At 63.5% G+C, this 24,472-nt stretch carries 24 protein-coding genes and 2 pseudogenes; 4 read left to right on the forward strand and 22 right to left on the reverse strand.

All coding sequences use genetic code 11. From position 1 onward, the window contains the following. Positions 1 to 19: 19 nt before the first annotated feature. From ACIPIJ_RS18980 to ubiE, 9 genes are all read right to left on the reverse strand, one after another. Positions 20 to 727 (reverse strand): 16S rRNA (uracil(1498)-N(3))-methyltransferase, encoded by a 708-nt coding sequence (locus ACIPIJ_RS18980; protein WP_401079448.1) that lies wholly within the window; start codon positions 725 to 727, stop codon positions 20 to 22. Continuing rightward, the gene (gene tatC, locus ACIPIJ_RS18985; RefSeq protein WP_401079450.1) at positions 724 to 1,515 is read right to left on the reverse strand and encodes a twin-arginine translocase subunit TatC; all 792 of its coding nucleotides are present in this window, start codon (positions 1,513 to 1,515) and stop codon (positions 724 to 726) included. The genes ACIPIJ_RS18980 and tatC overlap by 4 nt, the downstream gene beginning before the upstream one ends. Continuing rightward, positions 1,512 to 1,886 (reverse strand): Sec-independent protein translocase protein TatB, encoded by a 375-nt coding sequence (gene tatB, locus ACIPIJ_RS18990; RefSeq protein ID WP_401079452.1) that lies wholly within the window; start codon positions 1,884 to 1,886, stop codon positions 1,512 to 1,514. Before tatB ends, tatC begins: the two co-directional genes overlap by 4 nt. A 3-nt stretch (positions 1,887 to 1,889) precedes the next feature. Then, complete coding sequence (locus tag ACIPIJ_RS18995; protein WP_401079454.1) at positions 1,890 to 2,174, reverse strand: twin-arginine translocase TatA/TatE family subunit; 285 nt, start codon at positions 2,172 to 2,174, stop codon at positions 1,890 to 1,892. Between the two features lie 25 nt (positions 2,175 to 2,199). Continuing rightward, entirely contained in the window at positions 2,200 to 2,535 is a 336-nt protein-coding gene (locus tag ACIPIJ_RS19000) for a phosphoribosyl-ATP diphosphatase (protein WP_401079456.1), read from the reverse strand. Between the two features lies 1 nt (position 2,536). Further along, positions 2,537 to 2,929 carry a phosphoribosyl-AMP cyclohydrolase gene (hisI, locus tag ACIPIJ_RS19005; protein ID WP_401079458.1) on the reverse strand — a complete coding sequence of 131 codons (393 nt, stop codon included), beginning with the start codon at positions 2,927 to 2,929 and terminating at the stop codon, positions 2,537 to 2,539. Positions 2,930 to 3,002: 73 nt separating this feature from the next. After that, positions 3,003 to 4,622 (reverse strand): ubiquinone biosynthesis regulatory protein kinase UbiB, encoded by a 1,620-nt coding sequence (ubiB, locus tag ACIPIJ_RS19010; RefSeq protein WP_401079460.1) that lies wholly within the window; start codon positions 4,620 to 4,622, stop codon positions 3,003 to 3,005. Then, complete coding sequence (locus tag ACIPIJ_RS19015) at positions 4,619 to 5,242, reverse strand: SCP2 domain-containing protein (protein ID WP_401079462.1); 624 nt, start codon at positions 5,240 to 5,242, stop codon at positions 4,619 to 4,621. Before ACIPIJ_RS19015 ends, ubiB begins: the two co-directional genes overlap by 4 nt. After that, the gene (gene ubiE, locus ACIPIJ_RS19020; protein WP_401079464.1) at positions 5,242 to 6,012 is read right to left on the reverse strand and encodes a bifunctional demethylmenaquinone methyltransferase/2-methoxy-6-polyprenyl-1,4-benzoquinol methylase UbiE; all 771 of its coding nucleotides are present in this window, start codon (positions 6,010 to 6,012) and stop codon (positions 5,242 to 5,244) included. Before ubiE ends, ACIPIJ_RS19015 begins: the two co-directional genes overlap by 1 nt. A gap of 124 nt (positions 6,013 to 6,136) precedes the next feature. On the opposite strand from ubiE, the gene ACIPIJ_RS19025 reads away from it, so the two are divergent. Continuing rightward, a complete protein-coding gene (locus ACIPIJ_RS19025; RefSeq protein ID WP_401079466.1) occupies positions 6,137 to 6,412 on the forward strand; it encodes a polyhydroxyalkanoic acid system family protein in 276 nt (91 codons plus the stop codon). A 42-nt stretch (positions 6,413 to 6,454) separates the two neighbouring features. Here ACIPIJ_RS19025 and ACIPIJ_RS19030 read toward each other — a convergent pair whose 3' ends face one another. Further along, positions 6,455 to 11,182, reverse strand: coding sequence for a dermonecrotic toxin domain-containing protein (locus tag ACIPIJ_RS19030; RefSeq protein WP_401079468.1), 4,728 nt, complete (start codon positions 11,180 to 11,182; stop codon positions 6,455 to 6,457). 179 nt (positions 11,183 to 11,361) lie between these two features. Here ACIPIJ_RS19030 and ACIPIJ_RS19035 point away from each other — a divergent pair, with 179 nt between their 5' ends. From ACIPIJ_RS19035 to ACIPIJ_RS19045, 3 genes and pseudogenes are all read left to right on the forward strand, one after another. Next, positions 11,362 to 11,781, forward strand: a complete 420-nt coding sequence (locus ACIPIJ_RS19035; protein WP_401079470.1) for a phasin family protein — start codon at positions 11,362 to 11,364, stop codon at positions 11,779 to 11,781. A 10-nt stretch (positions 11,782 to 11,791) separates the two neighbouring features. Next, positions 11,792 to 12,130 (forward strand): annotated as a pseudogene (locus tag ACIPIJ_RS19040) (phasin family protein); the annotation flags it as partial. Between the two features lie 78 nt (positions 12,131 to 12,208). Next, positions 12,209 to 12,562: pseudogene (locus ACIPIJ_RS19045) on the forward strand (hypothetical protein); the annotation flags it as partial. Positions 12,563 to 12,621: 59 nt separating this feature from the next. Here ACIPIJ_RS19045 and ACIPIJ_RS19050 read toward each other — a convergent pair. From ACIPIJ_RS19050 to ACIPIJ_RS19105, 12 genes are all read right to left on the reverse strand, one after another. Next, positions 12,622 to 13,236 (reverse strand): TetR/AcrR family transcriptional regulator, encoded by a 615-nt coding sequence (locus ACIPIJ_RS19050; protein ID WP_401079472.1) that lies wholly within the window; start codon positions 13,234 to 13,236, stop codon positions 12,622 to 12,624. A gap of 13 nt (positions 13,237 to 13,249) precedes the next feature. Then, positions 13,250 to 14,932 (reverse strand): class II poly(R)-hydroxyalkanoic acid synthase, encoded by a 1,683-nt coding sequence (gene phaC / locus ACIPIJ_RS19055; protein WP_401079474.1) that lies wholly within the window; start codon positions 14,930 to 14,932, stop codon positions 13,250 to 13,252. A 50-nt stretch (positions 14,933 to 14,982) separates the two neighbouring features. Then, a complete protein-coding gene (gene phaZ, locus ACIPIJ_RS19060) occupies positions 14,983 to 15,834 on the reverse strand; it encodes a poly(3-hydroxyalkanoate) depolymerase (RefSeq protein ID WP_401079476.1) in 852 nt (283 codons plus the stop codon). Positions 15,835 to 15,895: 61 nt separating this feature from the next. After that, positions 15,896 to 17,575 carry a class II poly(R)-hydroxyalkanoic acid synthase gene (gene phaC / locus ACIPIJ_RS19065; RefSeq protein WP_401079478.1) on the reverse strand — a complete coding sequence of 560 codons (1,680 nt, stop codon included), beginning with the start codon at positions 17,573 to 17,575 and terminating at the stop codon, positions 15,896 to 15,898. Positions 17,576 to 17,925: 350 nt separating this feature from the next. Beyond that, entirely contained in the window at positions 17,926 to 18,303 is a 378-nt protein-coding gene (locus ACIPIJ_RS19070; RefSeq protein WP_401079480.1) for a gamma-butyrobetaine hydroxylase-like domain-containing protein, read from the reverse strand. A gap of 86 nt (positions 18,304 to 18,389) precedes the next feature. Continuing rightward, a complete protein-coding gene (gene hslU, locus ACIPIJ_RS19075) occupies positions 18,390 to 19,733 on the reverse strand; it encodes an ATP-dependent protease ATPase subunit HslU (protein ID WP_401079482.1) in 1,344 nt (447 codons plus the stop codon). A 74-nt stretch (positions 19,734 to 19,807) separates the two neighbouring features. After that, on the reverse strand, positions 19,808 to 20,338 hold the full coding sequence (gene hslV / locus ACIPIJ_RS19080) for an ATP-dependent protease subunit HslV (protein ID WP_003249309.1): 531 nt from the start codon (positions 20,336 to 20,338) through the stop codon (positions 19,808 to 19,810). 203 nt (positions 20,339 to 20,541) lie between these two features. Then, the gene (locus tag ACIPIJ_RS19085) at positions 20,542 to 21,813 is read right to left on the reverse strand and encodes a dihydroorotase (protein WP_401079484.1); all 1,272 of its coding nucleotides are present in this window, start codon (positions 21,811 to 21,813) and stop codon (positions 20,542 to 20,544) included. Beyond that, positions 21,810 to 22,814: an aspartate carbamoyltransferase catalytic subunit gene (locus ACIPIJ_RS19090; RefSeq protein ID WP_401079486.1), complete on the reverse strand. Its 1,005-nt coding sequence runs from the start codon at positions 22,812 to 22,814 to the stop codon at positions 21,810 to 21,812. Before ACIPIJ_RS19090 ends, ACIPIJ_RS19085 begins: the two co-directional genes overlap by 4 nt. A gap of 13 nt (positions 22,815 to 22,827) precedes the next feature. After that, the gene (gene pyrR / locus ACIPIJ_RS19095) at positions 22,828 to 23,346 is read right to left on the reverse strand and encodes a bifunctional pyr operon transcriptional regulator/uracil phosphoribosyltransferase PyrR (RefSeq protein ID WP_401079488.1); all 519 of its coding nucleotides are present in this window, start codon (positions 23,344 to 23,346) and stop codon (positions 22,828 to 22,830) included. A gap of 49 nt (positions 23,347 to 23,395) precedes the next feature. Beyond that, positions 23,396 to 23,821: a Holliday junction resolvase RuvX gene (gene ruvX, locus ACIPIJ_RS19100; RefSeq protein ID WP_105946381.1), complete on the reverse strand. Its 426-nt coding sequence runs from the start codon at positions 23,819 to 23,821 to the stop codon at positions 23,396 to 23,398. Then, positions 23,821 to 24,390 (reverse strand): YqgE/AlgH family protein, encoded by a 570-nt coding sequence (locus ACIPIJ_RS19105; RefSeq protein ID WP_401079490.1) that lies wholly within the window; start codon positions 24,388 to 24,390, stop codon positions 23,821 to 23,823. Before ACIPIJ_RS19105 ends, ruvX begins: the two co-directional genes overlap by 1 nt. Between the last annotated feature and the right edge of the window lie 82 nt (positions 24,391 to 24,472).

The following is a 24,472-nucleotide window of genomic DNA, read 5'->3' on the forward strand; positions in this document are numbered from 1 at the left end:
GAAAAAGCTGACCCGTTTGTCAGAAAATCCTTGAGAGCAGGGCAGTTACAGCGGTTTCGACGCGCAGGATGCGCTCGCCCAGTTGCACCGGCGCCAGGCCGGCCTTGCCCAGCAGTTCGACTTCGTAGGGGATCCAGCCACCTTCAGGGCCAATGGCCAGGGTCACCGGGCCTTCGACCGCGCGCGGGCAGGCGGGGTAGGGGCCGGGGTGGCCGACCAGGCCAAGGGTGCCGTCGGCGATGGCGGGCAGGCGGTCTTCGACGAACGGCTTGAAGCGTTTCTCGATGATCACCTCGGGCAGTACTGTATCGCGGGCCTGCTCCAGGCCCAGAATCAGATTCTCGCGGATGCTTTCGGGGTTGAGAAACGGCGTTTGCCAAAAGCTTTTCTCGACCTTGTAGCTGTTGACCAGGATCAGCCGCTGCACACCCAGGGTGGCGACGGTCTGGAACAGCCGGCGCAGCATCTTCGGGCGTGGCACGGCCAGCACCAGGGTCAGCGGCAGCTTGGCCGGCGGCGGCTGGTCGAAGCCGACTTCAAGTTCCGCTTCGTGCGGATCCAGGCGTACCACCGTGGCGCTGCCCATCAGCCCATTGATGCGGCCCACGCGCAGGCTGTCACCCACCGCCACGCGGTGGATCTCTTGCATGTGGGTAAAGCGCCGATCGGCAAGGACGATGCGGTCGGCCGAGACGAAGTCGGCCTCTTCAAGAAGCAACAGGTTCACGGTTGGGTCGCTGGCGGCTGGTCGTTGTGGTCGTTCGCCGCTTCATCGTCGGCAGGGTTGCGCTTGCGGATCAGGCTGCCACACAGCACGCCGATCTCGAACAGCAGCCACATGGGCACGGCGAGCAGCGTTTGCGAGAAGATGTCCGGCGGGGTGAGGATCATGCCGACCACGAAGCAGCCGATGATCACGTAGGGGCGGATCTTTTTCAGGTACTTCACATCGACCACGCCGATCCACACCAGCAGCACCACCGCCACCGGGATCTCGAAGGCGACACCGAAGGCGAAGAACAGGGTCATGACGAAGTCGAGGTAGTTGGCGATGTCGGTCATCATCGCCACGCCTGCCGGGGTGGCAGCGGCGAAGAACTTGAACATCAATGGGAACACCAGGAAGTAGGCGAAGGCCATGCCGGCGTAGAACAGCAGGATGCTCGACACCAGCAGCGGAATGGCGATGCGCTTTTCGTGGCGGTATAGCCCCGGTGCGATGAAGCCCCAGATCTGCTGGAGGATGAACGGGATGGCCAGGAACAGCGAGACGATCATGGTCAGCTTGAACGGCGTCAGGAACGGCGAGGCCACGTCGGTGGCGATCATCGTCGCGTTTGCCGGCAAGTGGTCGCGCAACGGCGCCGAAACCAGGGTGTAGATCTGCTGGGCGAAGGAGAACAGCCCGGCAAAGATCAGGAAGATCGCGGCGACGCAGCGCAGCAGGCGCGTACGCAGTTCGGTCAGGTGCGAAACCAGCGGCATGGGCTGGTCGTCTTGCGGTTTTTCGCTCATGGGGCTCGCGGCGGTTGAGGCTGGTCGGGCTGCTCAGGCGTAGTGGCCGGCGCAACAGGTGCTGGCGTGAGCGTCGCGGCAGGCTGCTCGGGCACCGCGACGGCGGGCGGCGGTGCCGACGGCGTCAGCGGGTTGAGGATGCGCTTGGCTTCCTGCTCCATCTGCAGGATGTGCTCGTTGTGCAGCTGGCGGCGGATGTCGTCGGCGCCGATCTCGCGCTCGACCTCCATCTTGATCGCGTTGAAGCTGCGCTTGAGCCGGCCGATCCACAGCCCCGCAGTACGCGCGGCGCCAGGCAGGCGCTCGGGGCCGAGCACCAGCAGGGCTACCAGGCCGACGAGCAGCAACTCGCTGAAGCTGATGCCGAACATGGGTCAGTCTTTCCGCTGCGGCTCTTGGACCGGCTGGGCCTGGCCCTCGATGGTGTGGCCCTGCTGCGGCGCTGCGGCCTGCTGCTGGGTGGCCTGTACCGGTGGAACCGGCTGGGCTGGCGGCGTGGTCGGCTCGGCCGGCTTGGTCTCTTCGTCGTTCATGGCCTTGCGAAAGCCCTTGATCGACTCGCCCAGGTCACCGCCGAGGTTCTTCAGCTTCTTGGTGCCGAACACCAGCACGACGACAACCAGCAGGACGATCCAGTGTTTCCAGTCAAAAATACCCATGGTGCTCTCCTAGAATGCTATTCGCTCAGGCCGAGGGCTGGCGCGCGGCCTTTTCATCGTGCCCGGAAAGGCCGAAACGGCGTTCCAGTTCGTCGAGCACGGCTTGTGGATGCTGGCCCAGTGCGCTGAGCATGACCAGGCTATGAAACCACAGGTCGGCAGTTTCATAGATGACATCGCTGTAATCCTTGCTGACCTCGGCGTCCTTGGCAGCAATGATGGTCTCGACGGACTCTTCGCCGAGCTTCTCGAGAATCTTGTTCAGGCCCTTGTGGTACAGGCTGGCCACATAGGAGCTGTCGGCGGCTGCGTGCTTGCGTTCTTCGAGCACTTCGGCCAAGCGGTTGAGGGTGTCGCTCATGTCAATGTCCTGCGCTGTAGATGGCATCCGGGTCTTTCAACACCGGGTCGACGGATTTCCACTGGCCGCCTTCGAAGACGCGGTAGAAGCAGCTCTCGCGGCCGGTATGGCAGGCGATATGGCCCAGCTGCTCGACCATCAGGATGATCACGTCGGCATCGCAGTCCAGGCGCATCTCGTGCAGCTTCTGCACATGGCCGGACTCCTCGCCCTTGCGCCACAGCTTGCCACGGGAGCGTGACCAGTATATGGCGCGTTGCTCGGTGGCAGTGAGTGCCAGCGATTCGCGGTTCATCCAGGCCATCATCAGCACGCGTCCGGTCTTGTGGTCTTGGGCGATCGCCGGCACCAGGCCATCGCTGTTCCACTTGATCTCGTCCAGCCAGTCTTTCATCGTCGACTCCAAAACCGGGCCCGCTCCTGTACCGGGCCCTTTGCGCTAGTGTGCCAGCCAGCAGCGCGGCTGGCTATTGGCGTACGATCAGGTACAGCCCGGCGGCCAGCATCAGCCACGCCGGCCACGCGGCGGGGGCTGCGAGGCTGGCGGCTTCGGCGGCGCCGGCCGCCAGCACTGCACCGCCACCGAGCAGGCCGGCACCGAGCAGGCGCAGCGCCCAGCGGTCGCCCTGGCGGCGCCGCTCCGGCAGTTGCGGGTCGTGCAGGTGAGGCTGCGACAGGCGTTCGAGCAAGTCACGGGTCATGTCGGCCAGGTGCGGCAGTTGTTCCACCTGGCTGTGCAGGTTGCCGAACATGGCCTTGGGGCTGTAGCGCTCGCGCATCCAGCGTTCGAGGAACGGTTTGGCGGTGCTCCACAGGTCCAGGTCGGGGTACAGCTGACGGCCGAGGCCTTCGATGTTGAGCAGGGTCTTCTGCAGCAGCACCAGCTGTGGCTGCACCTCCATGTTGAAGCGCCGTGCGGTCTGGAACAGGCGCATCAGTACCTGGCCGAAGGAAATATCCTTTAACGGTTTTTCGAAGATCGGTTCGCACACGGTACGGATCGCCGCTTCGAACTCGTTGACCTTGGTGTGCGCCGGTACCCAGCCCGAATCGATGTGCAGCTGTGCAACGCGGCGGTAGTCACGCTTGAAGAAGGCGATCAGGTTGCGCGCCAGGTAATCCTGGTCCTCGGCGGTGAGGCTGCCGACGATGCCGCAGTCGATGGCGATGTACTGCGGGCTCCATGGCTTGACCGTGCTGACGAAGATGTTGCCGGGGTGCATGTCGGCATGGAAGAAGCTGTCGCGGAACACCTGGGTGAAGAACACCTCGACGCCGCGCTCGGCCAGCAGCTTCATGTCGGTGCGCTGGTCGGCCAGGGTGGCCATGTCGGTCACCGGCACGCCGTAGATGCGCTCCATCACCAGCACCTTGGGGCGGCACAGGTCCCAGTACACCTGGGGCACGTACATCAGCTCCGATCCTTCGAAGTTGCGCCGCAGCTGGCTGGCGTTGGCCGCCTCGCGCAGCAGGTCGAGCTCGTCGTAGATGGTCTTTTCGTAGTCGCCGACGATTTCCACCGGGTGCAGGCGGCGGGCGTCGGCCGAGGCGCGCTCGGCGGCCGTGGCGATCAGAAACAGCCAGGCAAGGTCCTGGGCGATCACCGGCTTGAGGCCCGGGCGCACCACTTTGACCACCACCTCTTCGCCGCTTTTCAGGCGTGCGGCATGCACCTGGGCCACCGAGGCCGAGGCCAGCGGTTCGACGTCGAAGCGGCTGAACACTTCACCGACCTTGGCGCCCAGCTGCCCTTCGATCAGCGCCACGGCCTGTTTCGGGTCGAACGGTGGCACGCGGTCCTGCAGGCCCATCAACTCGTCGGCGATGTCGGTGGGCAGCAGGTCGCGTCGGGTGGACAGCAACTGGCCGAACTTGATGAAGATCGGCCCCAGGTCCTGCAGTGCCAGGCGCAGGCGCGCACCGCGGGTAAGCTCGGAAGGCTTGCGCGGCAGCCAGCGCCACGGCATCAGCAGGCGCAGGCTGCGCAGCCACCAGGGCAGTGGTAGGTCGAACAGCAGGTCATCGAGACGGTAGCGGATGACCACGCGCTGGATGCGGAAGAGACGGCGGACGGCGAGCAGCTTCATGCGTTATCGCTGGTATCAAGGGATCGGGAGAGGCGCAGCAGGCGCGCCTCGAGGCGTTCTATGTCGACCTTCAAGGTATCGAGCTCGCTGAAGGCGGCTTCGGCTTCGCGCTTGCCCACCAGGGTGCGCGACTCTTCGGCCAGGTATTCGGAGAGGTTCTGGCTGAAGCGTGCCAGGCCCTGACGGGTCCAGCGTGCACGCAGGCGCACGTGGCCGGCGAGCAGCGACGTGGCAACCGGGCCGAGCCAGCGTTGCAGCTCGTGCTCCCAGTCCAACTCCAGGTCCTGCAGCACGCCGAACAGGTCGAGCAGCACGGCGCTGTCGCCATGCAGCTCGACCTGCGGGCTGTGCAGTATGGCGCTCTTGTCCTTGGCAACGGCCAGTTGCAGCAGGCTGCCGGCCGGGGCGCGCAGCCTGCAGTCGACCTCACCCTCCCAATGCGCGGCGAGCATCAGCCCCTCTTCATCGGGCAGGATGAACACCTGCAGGGCCGGCTGGCGGCAGTCGATTTCGATGACCCTGCCTTCCAGCGCGGCCAGCCGCGGCAGCGCCGTGCTGTCCATGCGCAGGACGCGGTTCAGGCCATGTTCGACGCTGGCGAGCAGCCCTGCCAGCAGCATCAGGGCTTGATTCCCCGGTGCACGGCGACGATGCCGCTGGTCATGTTGTGGTAGGTGACGCGGTCGAAGCCGGCATCCACCATCATGCCCTTCAGCGTTTCCTGGTCGGGGTGCATGCGGATCGACTCGGCGAGGTAACGGTAGCTCTCGGAGTCATTGGTGATCAGCTTGCCGGCCAGCGGCATGAAGGCGAACGAATAGGCGTCGTAGGCCTTGGACATCAGCTTGTTGGTCGGCTTGGAGAACTCCAGGATCAACAGGCGGCCACCGGGCTTGAGCACGCGCAGCATCGAGCGGATCGCTTCGTCCTTGTGGGTGACGTTGCGCAGGCCGAAGGCGATTGTCACGCAGTCGAAGTGGTTGTCCGGGAACGGCAGCTTTTCGGCGTCGGCCTGGACGAACTCGATGTTGCCGGCCACACCACGGTCGAGCAGGCGGTCACGGCCGACCTTGAGCATCGAATCGTTGATGTCGGCAAGCACCACCTGGCCGGTCGGGCCAACCAGGCGCGAGAACTTGGCGGCCAGGTCGCCGGTACCGCCGGCGATGTCCAGCACCCGGTTGCCGCTGCGCACGCCTGACAGCTCGATGGTGAAACGCTTCCACAGGCGGTGCATGCCGCCGGAAAGCACGTCGTTCATCAGGTCATATTTGGCGGCCACCGAGTGGAACACCTCGGCGACTTTTTTCGCCTTCTGGCTCTCGGGGACGTCCTGATAGCCAAAATGCGTGGTGGGTTCGGCGTGTTCGCCTTTGCGCTGGTCGTTCATATCGCTTCACCGGAAAAAATTACCGCCATTCTAGGGCGAACGGGCGGATTTGTCTTGGCGGGGTGTGCCATGGGGCAGGGGCGGGCATAATGCCGATTATGTCTTCATATCCAGGAACAGCCGCATGACCCAGATCAGCGTCGAACGCAAACACTCCCTCGGCCGCGAGGCCGCCCGTGCCAAGGCCGAAGCGCTGGTGGACAAGCTGAGCCGTGAATACGACCTCAAGGCCACCTGGAACGGTGACCGGGTCGATGTGGCCCGCAGCGGCGCCAACGGCAGCGTGCACATTGGCGAGGACAGCATCCGCGTCGAACTGAAGCTGGGCATGATGCTGTCGATGATGAGCGGCACCATCAAGGGCGAGATCGAGCGAGCGCTGGACAAGGCCCTGACGTGATGCCGCCTGCGGGCCGGCGAGCCCTGCAGCTACCCGTCGAGCTCAAGGCATCGGGAACGGAATGATGTCCTTGTCACGCTCATATAACAGGTCGCCACCATAGATCTTGAGCCGTTCATTCCTGTTAGCGGCGCGCATGAGTTGCTCGCTGCGGGACTTGGCCTTCGGCAGTTTCAGGTGGCCCTGGGTAAAGGCATGGGCGGGCGCATTTTCGCTGGGGTAGTGGAAGTGTGCTTCCCAGAGCAGTTCAGCGGTTGGGATCTTGTCTATCCGGTAGATATCCAGGTAATGCCCATCTGCAGTACGAGTACGCGTGCCCACCCGCCTGACGTTGACAGCGCCGAGGTCCTTTAGCGCACGCACCACCCAGCTCTCCGGATATTGGCTGTTGAAGTAGACGGTGGTCAGTGATTGGTGCTTTGCATCGCGGGTGCGCTTGATGGCTTTGAGTAGGTTGTCCTTGAGCGCGGGACTGCTTTCGGCATTCAACTCATGGTGGATACTGGTGAGTTTGTCCATGTGCTGATCGAGCCGGTCAGCCAGTGTTTGGGGTTGCTGCATGTAGCGCTCGGCGCTGCGGATCTCTTCCTCCGTCTGGGCTACCAGGCGCGTACCTTCACTACGCAACTTTTTTTGACTCTTGCCGGGTTGTGAAACCTTGGGTGCTTCCAGCCATACGTCGCCATGCTGTTCGAGTTCGGAGACTGTTGTTTGGCTCAAAGGGTCGTACTGGATTGCTCGACCGTTCTTCAGCGTCTGTTCAACCAGGGTTTTCTTGTGCCGGGCGGTACGGATGCTTTTCAGCTTCCTTAACGGCTGAGTACGGATCTTCGCTTGCCCGTGCGCAGGGCCGGGTGTAAAGGGGGCTTGTACTGACTGCGCGTGTCCAGCCTTCTCGTCCCTTTCGGTGTAGGCGGCGTCCAGGGCGCGTTCGGCGAGGTTACGCAGTTTGGTGACTTGTGCGACGAAGCCCTGCAAGGGCTGCGTGTCAATCGCCGGATCGTCCAGAGCCAGGAGTTCCTCGGCAATATTGAGGGAGGCGGTGTACGCCTGGCGCACACTGCTGAGCACTTCGATCTGATCGTCCAGCGATTGTTCACTGGCCAGCAAGCCGTCATGGTTCAGTACGGCCTTGCGAAGTTCGGGGCCGCAAAGGCGTTGAGGCTGGCTGTCGATGTGCTCGATACGCTCAGGCGTCAGGTTTTCCCTTTTGAATGCCAGTGAGGCCAAGTCCACGCATGTTTGGGCACACAGCATGACTGTCGAATAAGGGCGATGTTGCGTGGCCTTCGCGAGTACTGTCTGTTTGTTTGTAAAAGCGATGCGGGGGTCACTTGATGCTTTTGTCAGATTGCGATCAAGGCGTTCGCTGGCCTTGAGCAAGCGCTTGCTGATGTCGAGGGCGGTGTTGCGCGCTTCTCTGTATTGAGTAATCGCGTGTATTTCTTCAGGCGTTCTGGGCAGGCGGGGAAGTTGCCTCGCCACGCTGTCGAGGTGGATGTAGTCAGTCTCCATCAATAACCGATTGAGGAGGCTGACGTCATTGTCAATTGACAAGTGATAAAGGTTGCCAAGGTTGTCTATGTAGCGTTTGTTGCCAAACTGCTGATACACCGGCTCGCACAGTTCGGAAGTGTCGTTTATGGTCGCGGTGAGGATGGCGGCGCGTTCTTCCAGCAGGGTTGAGGCTGCTTTCACGGAGTGCCCGAGCTCAACCCGCAGTGCTCTCAACGCTTGCAGATCGTCCAGTTGCTGCTGGGACGGCGTTGTCTCGGCGTCGCCCTGCTCGGGCACCTTGTAAGTGTCTGCGTAGTTTTTCACCTGTTCATCGAGCGTTTGCAGGGTCAGCAGATTCTTGGGAATCGTTTCGTCGTAGGCTTCAAGCGCCTCGATCCGTTCGATGACGGCGTTGCTCATCCTCTGGAAATCCACCTTGGGGGTGGATTTCACAGGCATGCCGCCGGCCATTCTCAGTTGAAGTGCCCATTCACCATTCCACCGGCTGATCCAGGGTCCCTTGTCGCGCGTGCGGCCTACGATGTGGTAACCGTCGGCTTCCCCGCCCCATTGGGATTGCCATTCGCCCTGGCTCTGCTCAGGGCCGATGATCTGTATACCGCTCCAGCATTCCTGCACTTCATAAGGCGTGTCGTGCAGCGTGACGTAATGGCGCCCTTCGACTTCGTAGAGGCCGCGCAGGCGGCCTGTAGCGATTGGAGCATGCCCTTGCAGGGAAAGCCTGGCTTGCAGCTCGCCCAGCGCGGTGCGCTGCTCCTGCGGCAGGTTGGTCAGCCGTTGGCTGTCGCGCCAGTGGCTGACCCTGGGGGTGGGAAATGCCTGTTCATCCTGAGTGGGTTCCCAGGGCAGCTCCCGCGGCGCTTCTGCGAGTATCGACGGTGTCAGGCCTGCCGAAGCCGGTGCGGCGAACCGCGCTGCTGGCGCTGGGCGCGCAGGTGTGCGGGCCTGTGGAGGCGGCATTTGGCGGTGTGCGAGCAACATCGCCAGGTTGGTCAACAAATCAGTGACTGCGACTGCTTTTTCCTGTTCCGAGCCATGCAGCAGTGCAGGAATATCGTCTTTCAACGTGGCGACTGCCTGCAGCAGCCATACTGCGCTTGCTGCAGGGCCGCTTAACAGCATGGAACCGGTGTTGAAAACTGCCCAGGCAATCTGTTCGACCAGGGCCCATTTCGCTTGTGCATTGGAAACGCTGCTACGTGTGGCCATGAAGAGCATGGCGTCTACCCGGCTCTTGAACATCTGCGCGTCAAGATCGCCTGCCCAGGCCTTGAACGTTGCCTCGACGGGAAGTGCTAGCTTTGCCAGCAACGTGTCCACCACTGCGCTTTCTGGGCTGACCAAATGGGCCAGCTGGGAAAGGCGAGGGTGCAGATGTGGGCGGAGAAACCCACCGTTTTCGTAGAGCTGTCGGGCGTCTTTATCCAGCCATTCGAGCATGCTCTGTTGCAGGTCGCCGCCTTCGCGGACGCTGTTCATCAACGCATCCAGGCTGGCGAATTGCAGGATCGTGTCTTCTGGGTAAAGGGGGCGATACAGGACCCAGCGGTTGGTTGTGGTTGGCAGACTGATCAGGTACATACCCTGCACCGCATCGCTCGACGAGGCGCCAGGCGCGCACAAGAAGGCCAATGGGGCCATGCTTGTCGCCTGCGATTGTTTAGCCGTCTGGCTAAATTCGATCAGTGCCTGACAGGCACCTTCACTGAGCTTCTTGTTGATCGTGGCCTGCAGGGCATTGAGCATCAGGTTGCTCCGCCATGCTTTGGCGAATCGGGCAATCCGGGCGGTTTTCCCGGGGGGGCCGTCGATCATCTGCCGTACGTAGGGGCAATAGTGGCCGCCGATGTCGACCTTGAGTACCAGGCTTTCCACCTCCTCGATGGTCAATGTGCCGCTGATGCCAGCATGACTGGCGTCGGTGATGGCCGTTATTGCCTCCAGCTGGCCGGCTTGCAGGCGGGAAATGGCAAGGTCGGTCAGGGAGACGCGCCTGCTGAACAGCGATTGCCCTCCGCCTGCAGGCCCGGAGGGCACGGCTTGATCGATACTGATGAACACTTGGTCCGGGTCGTGGACCGCCTTGTCAGGGTATTCGCTCACCCACTGCTCGCGCAGGCGGCGGTTGGCGAAACGGTGCAGGCCGTCGATGTCGCCAAGGGATGTCAGCCCTTTCGATTGCCCTTGACTGGCTGCAAGTTCAAGCATTGCCGCGTGGTAATTGAAGCGATCGGTATCAGAGGCATTGGCCAGCCATTGGGGCAGTTCGATATCGGGCATATCAGTGTTCAGGTAGCCAAGCTCGGAAAAAAATCCGGAGGGATCAGTGATGGTGCTGAACACCGTTTCCAGTTGGCCGGCTTCGGTCAGGTTGCCCAGGCGTAGGCGGTTGATGCGATCAAGGATGCTGTTGAGCACCTGGGCTGCCTGCCAGGCGAAGACGTTTTCGCTCAATGCCCGCTGCGTCCATGACAGGCTTTCAAAGCGATAACTTTCGGCCAGTTCATGCTGTAGCGACGTAGCCAGCGCGGGAAGGTCGGCATGGCTGCTGATGTGCCCCGAGGGCCTGCAGCGCAGCACGGATGTACGATTACCGTGCGTTTGCGTGAGGATCAAGTCCGGTATGGCGAGCGGGTAGGAGGCTCCGTTGTCGCTGAGGGAAACTTGCAGGGCGCTGACCGTCAGCCCGTCGCTGCTGCCCACGAGCATCGTGTAGAGCGCGTGCTGTTCATCTTCGTCCAGGCCTGGTTGCTGGATGTTGGCAAGCAGTGAGGCCTTGATCACCTGCTGCAGCCAGCGCAGGCGCGTGACATCCGACTCGCCGAAGCCGTTCCAGTAGCTGATCTGGGCCTGTTGCAGGTTCTCCCTCAGCCCCGAGAGCAGGGTGTCGAAGCCGCTATCGAGCCTGCGCATGTCCAGATCGATCTGCGGTTGCGCAGTGGCATCCAGCCCCTGCTCTTGAGCGCGAAACACGGCGGGTGGCGCGATGCTCAAAGGGCCCAGGCTTTCCAGCGACAAGCGCTCGCCTGTCACAAGGTGTTGCAGCAGCCGGTCGACCAAGCCCGTGTTGGCATTCTCTGCGTTGAGCAAGGTAAAGGCTTCGAGGGATTTGAGGCTCGGGCTATGGGTTGCGATCCAAGGATAGCGATCGAGCAGCACGGCGAAACCGTCGGTGGCGATCACCTGGCGTAAGGTTGGGCGATTGGCGAAATGGTTAGCTACGAGTTGTCGGAACGTGTTGCGCTGGGGCATGGTTGGGAGGCTCCGCTTGGCGGTCGTCGGGAAGCATGACGCTAGCGCTGCCTGGCCTGCGGTCGGTGTTGCATAGATCTGTTTAGGGTGCGAATTCTAATTTCCCCCCCTACCTTATGCTCAAGCCCAACCTCCATGGGCGGTTCCTCCCCTCCACTCATGAGCATGAGGTACAGAGCATGGCCAAAGTGAATGTGAAGATAAAGGATGACGCCCAGGGTACGCTGGGTGAAGTGCGCGGCTACGCGCGCAAGATCTGGCTGGCTGGCATCGGCGCTTACGCACGGGTTGGCCAGGAAGGTTCCGACTACTTTCAGGAGCTGGTGAAAGCCGGTGAGGGTGTCGAGAAGCGCGGCAAGAAACGCATCGACAAAGAGCTCGATGCCGCCAACAACCAGATCGACGAAGCCACCCAAGAAGTCAGTCGCGTACGCGGTAAGGTCGAGGTTCAGCTCGACAAGATCGAAAAGGCTTTCGACGCACGGGTCGGTCGCGCCTTGAATCGCCTCGGCATTCCGTCTAAACATGACGTTGAGGCGTTGTCCATCAAGCTTGAGCAACTGCATGAACTGCTTGAGCGCGTCGCGCACAAACCATAAGGAGAGCAGGATGGCTGGCAAGAAGAATTCCGACAAAGAAGGCAGCTCCTGGGTCGGCGGGATCGAGAAATACTCCCGCAAGATCTGGCTGGCAGGGCTGGGTATCTATTCGAAAGTCGACCAGGACGGCCCGAAGCTGTTCGACTCGCTGGTGAAGGATGGCGAGAAGGCCGAGAAGCAGGCGAAGAAAACCGCAGAAGAAGTGGCGGACAGCGCCAAGGCTTCGACCACTTCGCGTGTGTCCGGTGTTAAAGACCGTGCACTGGGCAAGTGGAGCGAGCTTGAAGAGGCCTTCGACAAGCGCTTGAACAGCGCCATCTCGCGTCTGGGCGTGCCGAGCCGCAACGAGATCAAGGCCCTGCACCAGCAGGTCGACAGCCTGACCAAGCAGATCGAGAAACTGACCGGTGCTTCGGTCACGCCGATCTCTTCGCGTACCGCAGCAGCCAAGCCGGCTGCCAGCAAGACGGCCGCCAAACCGCTGGCCAAGGCAGCAGCCAAGCCCGCAGCTAAAACGGCGGCGGCCAAGCCTGCAGCCAAATCCGCTGCAGCCAAGCCGGCAGCGAAACCTGCGGCCAAGCCCGTTGCCGCCAAGCCGGCAGCCAAACCCGCTGCGGCGAAAAAGCCTGCAGTGAAAAAGGCCCCGGCCAAACCTGCCGCTGGCAAGCCGGCAGCACCTGCTGCCAGCGCCGCACCGGCCGCTACCGCAGCGCCGGCACCCAGCGCCGCTCCGGCCAGCAGCGCGCCGTCGGCACCGGTGAGCGCGGCTACCCAGGCCTGATACCGCGTCGCCCTCTTCGCGGGTTCACCCGCGAAGAGGCTACCGCCGGTTCAGCAGGCTTAACCCTCCAGGTACCGCACCGCCAGCTGCTCCGCTGCCTCCCGCGCCTGCGCCTGCAGATGCGGCGCCACCAGCATCATCACCTGATACACCACGATCCCCACGTCCCCCTCGCGCCCCAGCACCCGCTGGTAGTCCAGCGAGAACATCAGTGTCAGGGTGATCTGCTCCACCAACTGCCCCAACGCCTGCGTTTCACTGACCACCTGGCCCTGGCCCTTGAGGCTGGCCAGCAACGCTGCCAACGTGCGCTTGAGTGCATTGATCAGGCTGCGCATGCCACGCGCCAGTTTCGGCAGGCGCCCGGTGAGGTTTGACAAGTCCTGGAAGAGGAAGCGGTACTGAGCCATGCGCTCGACGATCAGGTGCAGGAACAGCCAGTAGTCTTCGGCATCCAGGCGCACCTCCAGTGGCGGGTCCAGCAGTGGCATCAGTGCCTCTTCGAAACGTTCGAACAGGCCGATGACCAACGGCTCCTTGCCGTGGAAGTGGTAATACAGATTGCCTGGGCTGATGCCCAGCTCGTTGGCGATTTCAAGTGTCGAGACGTTGGGCTCGCCCTGCTGGTTGAACAGCTGCAGGGCGCATTCGAGGATACGGTCGCGAGTCTTCATCCAGTCGTTGTGCTCATCGGGTCAGGACATAGGTGCCTGGCGCGGGGCCCAGCGGTGGATAGGTGGCGTTGCCCAGCTCCATGCGCGGTGCCTTGAGCGGGCCGGAGCGCGGGGTGATCCAGTCCAGCCACAGCGGCCACCAGCTGCCGTCGTTGCGCTGGGCGTCGTGGAACCAGGCGCGGGGGTCGCTGGACAGCTTGGGGTTGTCCAGGTAGTAGGCCTTGGGGTTGCCGGGCGGGTTGATGATGCTCTGGATGTGCCCACTGTTGGACAGCACGAAACGCCGTTCGCCCCCCAGCAGCAGGGCCGAGCGGTAAACGGCATCCCAGGGGGTGATGTGGTCGTTGCTGCCGGCCACGGTGAAACTGTCCAGGTCGACCTGCTTGAGGTCGATGGGGGTACCGCAGACCTCCAGCCCGTTGGAGTGGGTCAGCGGGTTGTGCTTGAAGAAGTCCAGCAGATCGCCATGCAGGGCGGCCGGCAGGCGTGTGCTGTCGGCGTTCCAGTAGAGGATGTCGAAGGCCGGCGGCGTCTTGCCAAGCAGGTAGTTGTTGACCCAGTAGTTCCAGATCAGGTCGTTGGGCCGCATCCAGGCGAAGATCCGCGCCACTTCGCCACCGTCCAGCACACCGCGCTGGTAAGAGCGGCGCTTGGCCGCCTCGATGGTCTGCTCGTCGGCGAACAGGCTGGCGGGGCTGTCGAACTTGCTGTCGAGCAGGCTGACCAGGTAGGTAGCGCTGCGTACCCGGCGCAGCTGGTGCTTGGCCTGCAGGTGGCCCTGCAGCGCGGCCATGGTCAGGCCGCCGGCGCAAGCACCCATCAGGTTCGGGTCGCGGTTGCCGCTGATGCTGCGGCAGGCGTTGAGCGCTTCTTCCAGCGCCTGCACGTAGCTGGACAGCCCCCATTCGCGGTGGCGTGGGTCGGGGTTGCGCCAGCTGACCATGAACACCTGCAGGCCGTTCTTGAGCATGTACTGGACGAAGCTGTTGGTCGCCTGCAAGTCGAAGATGTAGAACTTGTTGATCTGCGGCGGCACCACCAGCAACGGCCGGGCGTGCTGCTTTTCGCTCATCGGCTTGTACTGGATCAGCTCCAGCAGCTCGTTGCGAAACACCACCGCACCCGGGGTCGACGCCAGGTTGCCGCCCACTTCGAAAGCGCGCTCGTCCACCTGGCGCGGCAGGCCGTCGTTATGGCGCAGGTCGTCCAGCAGGTGGGCCATGCCGCGAACCAGGCTCTGCCCACCGGTGTTGAACAGCTCCTTGACCGCCAGTGGGTTGAGCAGCGAATTGCTCGGCGCCAGGGCGTCATTGATCAGGTTGAACAGGAAGTGCGCACGGGCCCGGTCATCGTCGTCCAGGTGGCTTTCCTCGATCCACAGACGGCTCTGCTTCTGCCAGGCCAGGTAAGCCTGCAGGCCCCGGCGGTAGAACGGGTTCTGGCTCCAGGTCGGGTCGTTGAAGCGGCTGTCGCGCGGGTTGGGCTGGAGCGGTGTATCGCCCAGTACCACGCGGCCAAGTTGGCCGCCCAGTGCCAGCAGGTGGCGAGCGGTGTGCAGCGGGTTGGTCAAACCATGGCGGCCGACATTGCGCAGCGTGGAAAGCAGGTCGCGACCGCGCAGGCCGAGGATGGCGTTCTGCGCGTTCATGCTGGTGGCGGGAAGCGTTGTCGTTCCTTTGGCCGGTTTCTCTTTCATGGCAGCACTCCTTCGTCAGGCCACGGTCAGGTCAGAACGACAGCAACACCCTAGCCGCCGGAGGCTGGGCGGGGGTGCATGACTGCACGCTGACGTTCTTGCTGGAGGAACTTCATGATGATCGGGGCGACGGCCTCGGCCCGGGTGATCAGAAACAGATGACCGTCGTCGATAATGTGTAGCTGGGCATTGGGAATTCGCCAGGCCAACAGGCGCATGTTGACCAGTGGGATCAACGGGTCGTCGTCGCCGGCCAGCACCAGGGTCGGTTGCTGGATCTTGTGCAGCCAGTGGATGCTGGTCCAGCCCAAGCCGGCAAATAGCTGCCAGTAGTAGCCCAGCTTGCCGCCGGAGCGCACCTTGGACGCATGGTGCATGGCCAGGTCGGGGTCGCGGCGAAAGGCGCCGCCGTAGATCAGCGGGGCGATGCGGATCACATGCGAGGGCTGGATGTACCGCCGCGGGCTGGCCATCATCCACAGCACCTTGGGCTTGCCCGGCACCATCACCGCACCGGCGGCGGTGGCGGCCAGCACCAGCTTCTTGCAGCGCTCCGGGTAGTCGTGGGCGAACTGCTGGGCCAGGGCCCCACCCCAGGACACGCCGATCACGTTGACCTGGCCGTAGTCGAGGTAATCGAGCATGCGCGCGGTCAGCTTGGCCAGGCCTGGGAAGCGATAAGGGTGGCGCGGGGTGGATGAGCCACCCACGCCCGGCACATCGAAGGCGATGACTTCCAGGTCCGGGTCCAGCGCCTCGATGAACGGGAACACCAGTTCCAGGTTGGCGCCAATGCCATTGAAAATCAGCAGCGGCGTGAGGTGCGGCTTGCCCGGGCGCACCGCGGTGCGGATGGACTGGTCGTCCAGCTCGACGGTCCTGAAAATGTAGGGTGGCGGCATGCGCGAGACTCTGTGGTGAATGAAGCGCCGTGGCCCCTCCAAGGGCCACGGCGTTTACAACTCAACGTTCGTGAACGTAAGTCCCCGGTGCAGCTTCACCGGCGGCATAGGCACGGTTGCCGAGGCGGGCGGGGGCTTTTTTCAGCTCGCCGGCGCGCTCGCCCAGCCAGTTCTGCCAGTACAGCCACCAGGAATCGGCATGCTTGTCGGCGTTCTCTTGCCAGGCCAGCGGGTCGCCAGGCCGGTCGGCACCGGTCATGTAGCGCGACTTGGGGTTGCCAGGTGGGTTGAGAATGCTCTGGATATGGCCGCTGTTGGACAGCACGAACTCGATCTTGCCGCCGAACAGGTGCGCCGAGCGGTAGCACGATTGCCACGGGGTAATGTGGTCGTTGGTGCCGGCGACGCTGAAGATGTCGCACTGGACCTTTTTCAGGTCGATGGCGGTGCCGCACACTTCCAGTGCATCGGAGCGGGTCAGTGGGTTGTTCTTGAACATCTCGATCAGGTCGCCGTGGAAGGCCGCCGGGAGGCGTGTGGTGTCGTTGTTCCAGAACAGAATATCGAACACCGGCGGCTCGTTGCCTAGCAGGTAATTGTTCACCCAGTAGTTCCAGATCAAGTCGTTCGGGCGCATCCAGGCGAACACCTTGGCCATGTCGCTGCCTTCGAGCACACCGGCCTGATAGGAGTGGCGCTTGGCCGATTCGAGGGTCTGTTCGTCGACGAACAGGGCGACCTGGGTGTCCAGGGTGGTGTCGAGTACGCTGACCAGCAGGGTCAGGGCGTTGACTTTCTTCTCACCCAATGCGGCGTAGTGGCCGACCAGCGCGGTGCAGGTGATGCCACCGGAGCAGGCGCCGAGCATATTCAGGTCCTTGCTGCCGGTGATCGCCAGCACCGCGTCGACCGCCTCTTTCAGCGCGTCGATGTAGGTCGACAGGCCCCACTCGCGCTGGGCCTTGGTCGGGTTGCGCCAGCTGATGATGAAGGTCTGCTGCTGCGAGCGCAGGCAGAAGCGCGCCAGGCTCTTGTCCGGGCTCAGGTCGAAGACGTAGAACTTGTTGATCTGCGGCGGCACTACCAGCAACGGGCGGGCATGCACTTGCTCGGTGATGGGGCTGTACTGGATCAGTTCCAGCACGTCGTTGCGGTACACGACGGCGCCTTCGCTGGTGCCGAGGTTCTTGCCCACTTCAAAGGCGTCCATGTTGACCTGGCTGGGCATGCCGCCGTTGTTGACCACGTCCTTGGCCAGGTTGGACAGGCCGTCGAGCAGGCTCTTGCCGCCGGTTTCGAAGAAGCGTTTGACCGCTGCCGGGTTGGACAGGGTGTTGGTCGGTGCCATGGCTTCGGTCATCAGGTTGATGACGAACTGGCCGCGGCTGATGTCCTGGGGTGACAGGTCGCTGTTGCCGATCCAGTCCTGCAACTCCTTGCGCCAGGCCAGGTAGGTTTGCAGGTAGCGGCGGTACAGCGGGTTCTTGCTCCAGGCCGGGTCCTGGAAGCGACGGTCGTCGCCCTCCGGGGTCAGGCTCGATTTGCCCAGCAGCACGTTCTTCAGCTCCAGGCCGAAATGCGCCACGTGCTTGGCGCTGTGCAGCGGCTGGCGCACGGCCTGGCGCAGCACGGTGCGGGCTGAACTCAGCAGGTCCTTGCGGCGTATGCCGATCACCGGGTTCAGGCCCAGGGTGTTGTCCGAGGCTTGCCGCTGCAACTCATCGTTGTTCTTGCTACTCATCTACGACGCTCCGTTGTCCTGAGACGAGTACCGGTTTGCTGTGGCATATGCACAGTCGACAGCCCGGTACTGCTACTCGGGTGACCAGTGATAAGGAACAGCGGTGCTGCGGGCCGGATGCATTCGGCGATGAGCTGCGGGGGAATCTGCGTGTGAAGACTGCCTGCTTTCGCTCGCGACCTCTGCAAACCGGCCTGGCCCTGATTGCTTCGAAAACAATGCAGGGAACTTGCCAGCCCCATTGGTAACCCGACTTCATGTAATGCGCAAGACAGCTCTTTTCAGAACCGTCTCCAGGCATTCAAACAGATGAGATTAGAAAATGCGCTCTAACTCTTGAAAGGGCTGGGCTAGAGCATCAGTTTGACCACAGTTTCGGCAGGATCGCGGGATTTTCCCGCTTTGTGCAATTCATCGAGATACTCGGCCCAAAGCTGTTGTTGGCGCAGGCACAGCTGCTCGAGGTATTCCCAGGTGAACAGGCCGCTGTCGTGGCCGTCATCGAAGGTCAGTTTCAGTGCGTACTGGCCGGCGGGTTCGAGGCCTTTGATGCCGACGTTGATCTTGCCAAATTGCAGGATGGGATTGCCGTGGCCCTGAACTTCGGCGGAAGGCGAGTGCACGCGAAGGAATTCGGCGGGCAGGTGGTAGACCTCGTCGGGGCCGTAGGTGAGGCTGAGGGTCTTTGAGGCTTTATGCAGGTTGATGGCGATGGGCAGGCGGGCCATGGGCTGAATCTCTCGGGAGCTGATATTGCTTAGCTTCGAGAGATTCCCGCCTTTGTGCAAGGGGCCGCGAAGCGGCCCCTATATTCTTACAGAATGTAACGCGACAGGTCTTCGTTCTGCGCCAGCTCACCCAGGTGGCTGTTCACATACGCCGCATCGATCTGGATCGGCGCTTCATCATGCGCGCTGGCCAAGTCACCGGCACTGAACGACACCTCTTCGAGCAAACGCTCGAGCAGGGTGTGCAGGCGGCGGGCACCGATGTTTTCGGTTTTCTCGTTGACCTGGTAGGCGATTTCGGCCAGGCGCTTGATGCCGTCGGCCTGGAACTCGATGTTCAGCCCCTCGGTCTTGAGCAGCTCGCGGTACTGTTCGGTCAGCGAAGCGTGCGGCTCCTGCAGGATGCGCTCGAAGTCTTCCGGGGTCAGTGCCTTGAGTTCGACACGGATCGGCAGACGGCCTTGCAGCTCAGGCACCAGGTCGCTCGGCTTGCTCAGGTGGAATGCGCCCGAAGCGATGAACAGGATGTGGTCGGTCTTGACCATGCCCAGCTTGGTGTTGACGGTGCAGCCTTCGATCAGCGGCAGCAGGTCCCGCTGCACGCCTTCGCGGGACACATCGGCGCCGCCGACGTTGCCGCGCTTGGCCACCTTGTCGATTTCATCGATGAACACGATGCCGTGCTGCTCGACCGCTTCCAGGGCCTTGGCCTTGAGGTCGTCGTCGTTGACCAGGCGGCTGGCTTCTTCGTCGCGCACCATCTTCAGCGCTTCCTTGACCTTGAGCTTGCGCGCCTTGCGCTTGCCTTTGCCCATGTTGGCGAACAGGCTCTGCAGCTGGTTGGTCATCTCTTCCATGCCAGGCGGCGCGGCGATCTCGACGCCGGCGTTTTCGGCGACTTCGATCTCGATTTCCTTGTCGTCCAGCTGGCCTTCACGCAGGCGCTTGCGGAACAGCTGACGGGTGTTGGAATCGCTGCTGGTCTGCGCGGCTTCCTCGCTGAAGCTGGTGACCCGCGCCTGCGGCAGCAGGGCGTCGAGGATACGGTCTTCGGCAGCATCTTCGGCGCGGTGGCGCACGCGGATGATTTCCTGCTCACGCAGCATTTTCATGGCGGCATCGGCCAGGTCGCGGATGATCGACTCGACATCGCGGCCGACGTAGCCCACTTCGGTGAACTTGGTCGCTTCGACCTTTAGGAACGGTGCGTTGGCCAGTTTGGCCAGGCGACGGGCGATTTCGGTCTTGCCGACGCCGGTGGGGCCGATCATCAAGATGTTCTTCGGAGTCACCTCGGCACGCAGTTCGGCCGGCAGCTGCATGCGCCGCCAGCGGTTGCGCAAGGCGATGGCCACGGCGCGCTTGGCGTCGTCCTGGCCGATGATGTGGCGGTTGAGTTCGTGGACGATCTCGCGGGGGGTCATGGACATGATGAAAATGGTCCTCGGGCGGAGTGAGTCAGTGTGGAAAAGCCCCGCTGCGGGCGGGGCGCCAAAACAACTGATCAGTCGGCCAGGTCCTGCTCCTCGATGGTCAGGTTGTGGTTGGTGAACACGCAGATGTCACCGGCGATGTTCAACGCGGTCTCGGCGATTTCACGGGCCGAGAGGTCGGTCTTGTTCAGCAGGGCGCGGGCTGCCGCCTGGGCGTAGGCGCCGCCGGAACCCATGGCGATCAGGCCGTCTTCGGGCTCGACCACGTCACCGTTGCCGGTGATGATCAGGGATGCATCCTTGTTGGCCACGGCCAGCATGGCCTCCAGACGGCTCAGGGAGCGGTCGGTGCGCCATTCCTTGGCCAGCTCGACGGCGGCACGCACCAGGTGGCCCTGGTGTTTCTCCAGCTGCCCCTCGAAACGCTCGAACAAGGTGAAGGCGTCGGCGGTGGCACCGGCAAAGCCGGCGATGACCTGGCCGTGATACAGGCGACGGACCTTTTTGGCGTTGCCTTTCATCACGGTGTTGCCCAGGGATACCTGGCCGTCGCCGCCCATGACGACTTTGCCGTTACGGCGGACAGAAACGATGGTGGTCAAGGGGAGAGTCTCCACGCAGCGGGGCAAAATTGCCTGATGCAGACTCATATGGGGGTGGGGGGAAGGATTTCAACCGGGGGGGATGAATGGTGGGTGGATGTCTGTGTTGGCCTCATCGCCTGCAAGCCGGCTCCCATACAGGTTGCAGCGCTGCAAATCCCTGTGGGAGCCGGCTTCCCGGCGATGAGGACCGAGAGGCCTACTCAGCCCTCGTGGCAGACATGCCCATCGACCAAGGTATAACGCACCGCCCCAGGCAGGCAGTGGCCGATGAACGGGCAGTTGTCGCCGCGCGAGAACCACTGCTCACCGGCAACCGTCGAGGCCTTGGCGTCGAACAGCACCAGGTCCGCCGCACCGCCCACCTTGAGCTCGCCCGCCGGCAGGCGCATGGCCGACGCCGGGCCGCTGGTCAGGCGAGCCAGCAGGGTCGGCAGGTCAAGCAGGCCGTCGTCGACCAGGGTCATGGCCAGCGGCAGCAGCAATTCAACGCTGCTGATACCCGGCTCGGTGGCGCCGAACGGGGCCAGCTTGGCATCGCGTTCGTGCGGCTGGTGGTGGCTGGCGATCGCCTGGATCACACCCGACTTGACGGCTTCGCGCAGGCCATCGCGGTCGGCGACGCTGCGCAGCGGCGGCTGCACGTGGTACAGGCTGGAGAACTCGCGCAGCGACTGGTCGGTGAGGATCAGCTGATACAGCGCCACATCGGCGGTCACCGGCAAGCCAAGCTGCTGGGCCTGCTCGATCAAGCGGGCACCGCGGGCACTGGTGATCTGGGAGAAGTGCGCGCGCACGCCGCTTTGCTCGACCAGCAGCAGGTTACGCGCCAGGGCCACGGTCTCGGCGCTTTCCGGGATACCCGGCAGGCCGAGGAAGCTGGCCATGGCGCCTTCGTGGGCCAGGCCGCCCTGGGCCAGGTCGCGGTCCTGGGAGTGGAACACCACAGTCAGGTCGAAGGTGGCGGCGTATTCCAGGGCACGGGCCAGGGTACGGTTGTTGGGGATTTCCTTGAGGCCGTTGCCGAAGGCCACGCAACCCGTGTCGCGCAGGGCCACCAGCTCAGCCAGTTGCTCGCCTTCCAGGCCCTTGGTCAGCGCGCCGATCGGGTAGACCTTGCTGTTGCTGGCTTCACGGGCGCGGTCGAGGATCAGCTCGGCCACCGCCGAGGTGTCCAGGACCGGCTTGGTCTGCGGCGGGCAGCACAGGCTGGTGACGCCGCCGGCCACGGCGGCGCGGGTTTCGCTGGCAATGGTGCCTTTACGGCTGTAACCCGGCTCGCGCAGGGAAACACCGAGGTCGACCAGGCCGGGCGCGGCGATCAGGCCGTCGGCCTGGACCGTGCGGCTGGCGCTGAAGCCGGCCGGCGCCGCGCCGATGGCGGCGATGCGGCCGCCGTCCAGGTGCAGGTCGGTGACCTGGTCCAGGCCACTCTTGGGGTCGATGACCCGCGCGCCAAGAATGCTGACGGTCACTGGGCGTTCTCCTGCTCGAATTGACGTTGTGCGTTCTGCCCGCTCATGGCCATGGACAGTACCGCCATGCGCACGGCGATGCCGTAGGTGACCTGGTTGAGGATCACCGAGTGTTTGCCGTCGGCCACCGCCGATTCGATCTCCACGCCGCGGTTGATCGGCCCCGGGTGCATGACGATGGCGTCAGGCTTGGCCCCGGCCAGGCGCGCGGTGGTCAGGCCGAACAGGCGATAGAACTCACCTTCGCTGGGCAACAGGCCGCCGGCCATGCGCTCACGCTGCAGGCGCAGCATGATCACCACGTCGACATCCTTCAGGCCTTCGGCGAGGTCGGTGTAGACCTTCACGCCATATTGCTCGATACCGATCGGGATCAGGGTTTTCGGCCCGATCACACGGATGTCCGGGCAGCCCAACGCCTTGAGCGCGAGCATGTCGGAGCGAGCCACGCGCGAGTGCAGGATATCGCCGACAATCGCTACCGAGAGGTTCTCGAAGCTGCCCTTGTGGCGGCGGATGGTCAGCATGTCGAGCATGCCCTGGGTCGGGTGCGCATGGCGGCCGTCACCGCCGTTGATCACCGCAACGTCCGGGCACACGTGCTCGGCGATGAAGTGCGCGGCGCCCGAGTCGGAATGGCGCACGACGAACATGTCGGCGGCCATGGCCTCGAGGTTGCGCAGGGTGTCGAACAGGGTTTCGCCCTTGCTGGTCGAGGAGGTCGACACATTGAGGCTGATCACGTCGGCCGACAGGCGCTGGGCGGCCAGTTCGAACGTGGTACGGGTACGGGTGGAGTTCTCGAAGAACACGTTGCACACGGTCTTGCCGCGCAGCAACGGGACTTTCTTGACGGCCCGGGCGCCGACTTCGAGGAACGAGTCGGCGGTGTCGAGGATCTCGGTCAGCAGTTCGCGGGGCAAACCGTCGAGCGAGAGGAAGTGGCGCAGCTGGCCCTGATCATTGAGCTGCAGCGGGCGCTTGGCGTCGATTGGCGTCATCGCGAGTGGACTCTTAAAGGGCGGAAGCGGTGGCGAGGTCCTGGCGCTCGAGGGCGAGCGGGGCGGGTCCGGTCAATTTTACCCGTTCATGGGCGGCCAGCGACAGGGTGGCACCGAGCACATTGGGGCGGATCGGCAGTTCGCCGGCATCCAGGTCGAGCAGGCAGACCAGTGTCACGCTGGCCGGGCGGCCGTAGTCGAACAGTTCGTTGAGTGCAGCGCGGATGGTGCGGCCGCTCATCAGCACGTCGTCGATCAGCACCAGGTGCTGGCCTTCGACCTCGAACGGCAGCTCCGACGGGCGCACTTGCGGGTGCAGGCCGTTCTGGCTGAAATCGTCGCGGTAGAAGGACACGTCCAGGGTGCCCAGTGGGCTCTGGTCGGCCATTTCCTGCTGCAGGGCCTGGGCTACCCAGACACCGCCGGTGCGGATGCCGATGAAGCGCGGTTCGCTGATGCCGCGGCGGGCCAGATGGGCGCGAAGGTCGACAGCCATCTGCCGGATCAGGTCGGCGGGGTTGGGTAGGCTCATTGCGTGCTCCTGAGAGGGCGCCGGGTTGGCCCGACGGCAAAGCGGAAAATTAGGTGTTGGCCTCCAGCCAGCCTTGCAGCAGCAGGGCAGCGGCGATGGCATCGACCGGGTTGTCACGGTAGCTGCCGCGCTGGCCGCCACGGGCCATGCGCTCGCCCTTGGCCTCGAAGGTGGTCAGGCGTTCGTCGTGGGTGTGCACCGGCAGGTTGAAGCGGCCATTCAGGCGGCGGGCGAACTTTTCGGCGCGGGCGCTCATTTCGCTGGGCGTGCCGTCCATGTTCAGTGGCAGGCCGACGACGATGGCGTCGGGCTTCCACTCAGTGATCAGTTTTTCCACCTGGGCCCAGTCCGGCACACCGTTCTGGGCCTTGAGCGTGCACAGCTCGCGGGCCTGGCCGGTTACCACCTGGCCGACGGCCACGCCGATCTGTTTGCTGCCGTAGTCGAAGCCCAGCAGCAGGCGCAATTCGGCCATCAGGCGTGGCCCGCCTGGCTGGTCAGCAGGCTGAGGTTGATGCCCAGGCTGGCGGCTGCAGCGCCCAGGCGCTGCTCGCTGGCCAGGCCGAAGAGGATATTCGGGTCGAACGGGCAGTTGAGCCAGGCGTTGTCGGCCAGTTCAGCCTCCAGTTGGCCCGCTTCCCAGCCGGCGTAGCCCAGCGTGATAAGGCTTTGTTTCGGGCCGACCCCAGCGGCGATGGCGAGCAGTACGTCCTGCGAGGTGGACAGCGATAGCCCTTCCAGCGCCACGGTGGCCTGGAAGCTGCACTCGCTGCTGTGCAGCACGAAACCGCGGTCGGTCTGCACCGGGCCACCCTGGTAGATGGGCACTTGCAGGGTGCTGGCAGGGGGCTCCTCGTCCGGGCGCAACTGCTCGAGAATGTCGGCCAGGTTCAGCTCCTGAGGTCGATTGACCACCAGGCCCATGGCGCCATTGGCGTTGTGCTCGACGATATACGTGAGGGTCTGGGCGAAGTTCGGGTCGGCCATGTGCGGCATGGCGATCAGGAACTGATGCTTGAGGTAGCTCGGGGCGAGGGTTTTCATGGGGGATAGTGTGGCGCCAGGTGGCGAGGCTGACAAGGTGGTTGTGTGTCGCTTGTGGCGGCCCTTTTGCGGGCAAGCCCGC

This window comes from Pseudomonas sp. NPDC087185 (assembly GCF_044744955.1).
Taxonomy (GTDB): domain Bacteria; phylum Pseudomonadota; class Gammaproteobacteria; order Pseudomonadales; family Pseudomonadaceae; genus Aquipseudomonas.

Excerpts from the sequence above, each read along its gene's own strand:
- ACIPIJ_RS19030 (WP_401079468.1), bottom strand. The coding sequence starts at position 11,182 with ATGCCCCAGCGCAACACGTTCCGACAACTCGTAGCTAACCATTTCGCC.
- ACIPIJ_RS19105 (WP_401079490.1), bottom strand. The coding sequence starts at position 24,390 with ATGAAAACCCTCGCCCCGAGCTACCTCAAGCATCAGTTCCTGATCGCC.
- ACIPIJ_RS19035 (WP_401079470.1), top strand. The coding sequence starts at position 11,362 with ATGGCCAAAGTGAATGTGAAGATAAAGGATGACGCCCAGGGTACGCTG.
- ACIPIJ_RS19000 (WP_401079456.1), bottom strand. The coding sequence starts at position 2,535 with ATGAGCGACACCCTCAACCGCTTGGCCGAAGTGCTCGAAGAACGCAAG.
- phaC (WP_401079474.1), bottom strand. The coding sequence starts at position 14,932 with ATGAAAGAGAAACCGGCCAAAGGAACGACAACGCTTCCCGCCACCAGC.
- ruvX (WP_105946381.1), bottom strand. The coding sequence starts at position 23,821 with ATGGCCGAATTGCGCCTGCTGCTGGGCTTCGACTACGGCAGCAAACAG.
- ACIPIJ_RS19070 (WP_401079480.1), bottom strand. The coding sequence starts at position 18,303 with ATGGCCCGCCTGCCCATCGCCATCAACCTGCATAAAGCCTCAAAGACC.
- ACIPIJ_RS19050 (WP_401079472.1), bottom strand. The coding sequence starts at position 13,236 with ATGAAGACTCGCGACCGTATCCTCGAATGCGCCCTGCAGCTGTTCAAC.
- ubiE (WP_401079464.1), bottom strand. The coding sequence starts at position 6,012 with ATGAACGACCAGCGCAAAGGCGAACACGCCGAACCCACCACGCATTTT.
- pyrR (WP_401079488.1), bottom strand. The coding sequence starts at position 23,346 with ATGAGCCTACCCAACCCCGCCGACCTGATCCGGCAGATGGCTGTCGAC.
- hslU (WP_401079482.1), bottom strand. The coding sequence starts at position 19,733 with ATGTCCATGACCCCCCGCGAGATCGTCCACGAACTCAACCGCCACATC.
- ubiB (WP_401079460.1), bottom strand. The coding sequence starts at position 4,622 with ATGAAGCTGCTCGCCGTCCGCCGTCTCTTCCGCATCCAGCGCGTGGTC.
- tatB (WP_401079452.1), bottom strand. The coding sequence starts at position 1,886 with ATGTTCGGCATCAGCTTCAGCGAGTTGCTGCTCGTCGGCCTGGTAGCC.
- ACIPIJ_RS19090 (WP_401079486.1), bottom strand. The coding sequence starts at position 22,814 with ATGACGCCAATCGACGCCAAGCGCCCGCTGCAGCTCAATGATCAGGGC.
- tatC (WP_401079450.1), bottom strand. The coding sequence starts at position 1,515 with ATGAGCGAAAAACCGCAAGACGACCAGCCCATGCCGCTGGTTTCGCAC.
- hisI (WP_401079458.1), bottom strand. The coding sequence starts at position 2,929 with ATGAAAGACTGGCTGGACGAGATCAAGTGGAACAGCGATGGCCTGGTG.
- phaZ (WP_401079476.1), bottom strand. The coding sequence starts at position 15,834 with ATGCCGCCACCCTACATTTTCAGGACCGTCGAGCTGGACGACCAGTCC.
- phaC (WP_401079478.1), bottom strand. The coding sequence starts at position 17,575 with ATGAGTAGCAAGAACAACGATGAGTTGCAGCGGCAAGCCTCGGACAAC.
- ACIPIJ_RS19015 (WP_401079462.1), bottom strand. The coding sequence starts at position 5,242 with ATGCTGCTGGCAGGGCTGCTCGCCAGCGTCGAACATGGCCTGAACCGC.
- ACIPIJ_RS18995 (WP_401079454.1), bottom strand. The coding sequence starts at position 2,174 with ATGGGTATTTTTGACTGGAAACACTGGATCGTCCTGCTGGTTGTCGTC.
- ACIPIJ_RS19025 (WP_401079466.1), top strand. The coding sequence starts at position 6,137 with ATGACCCAGATCAGCGTCGAACGCAAACACTCCCTCGGCCGCGAGGCC.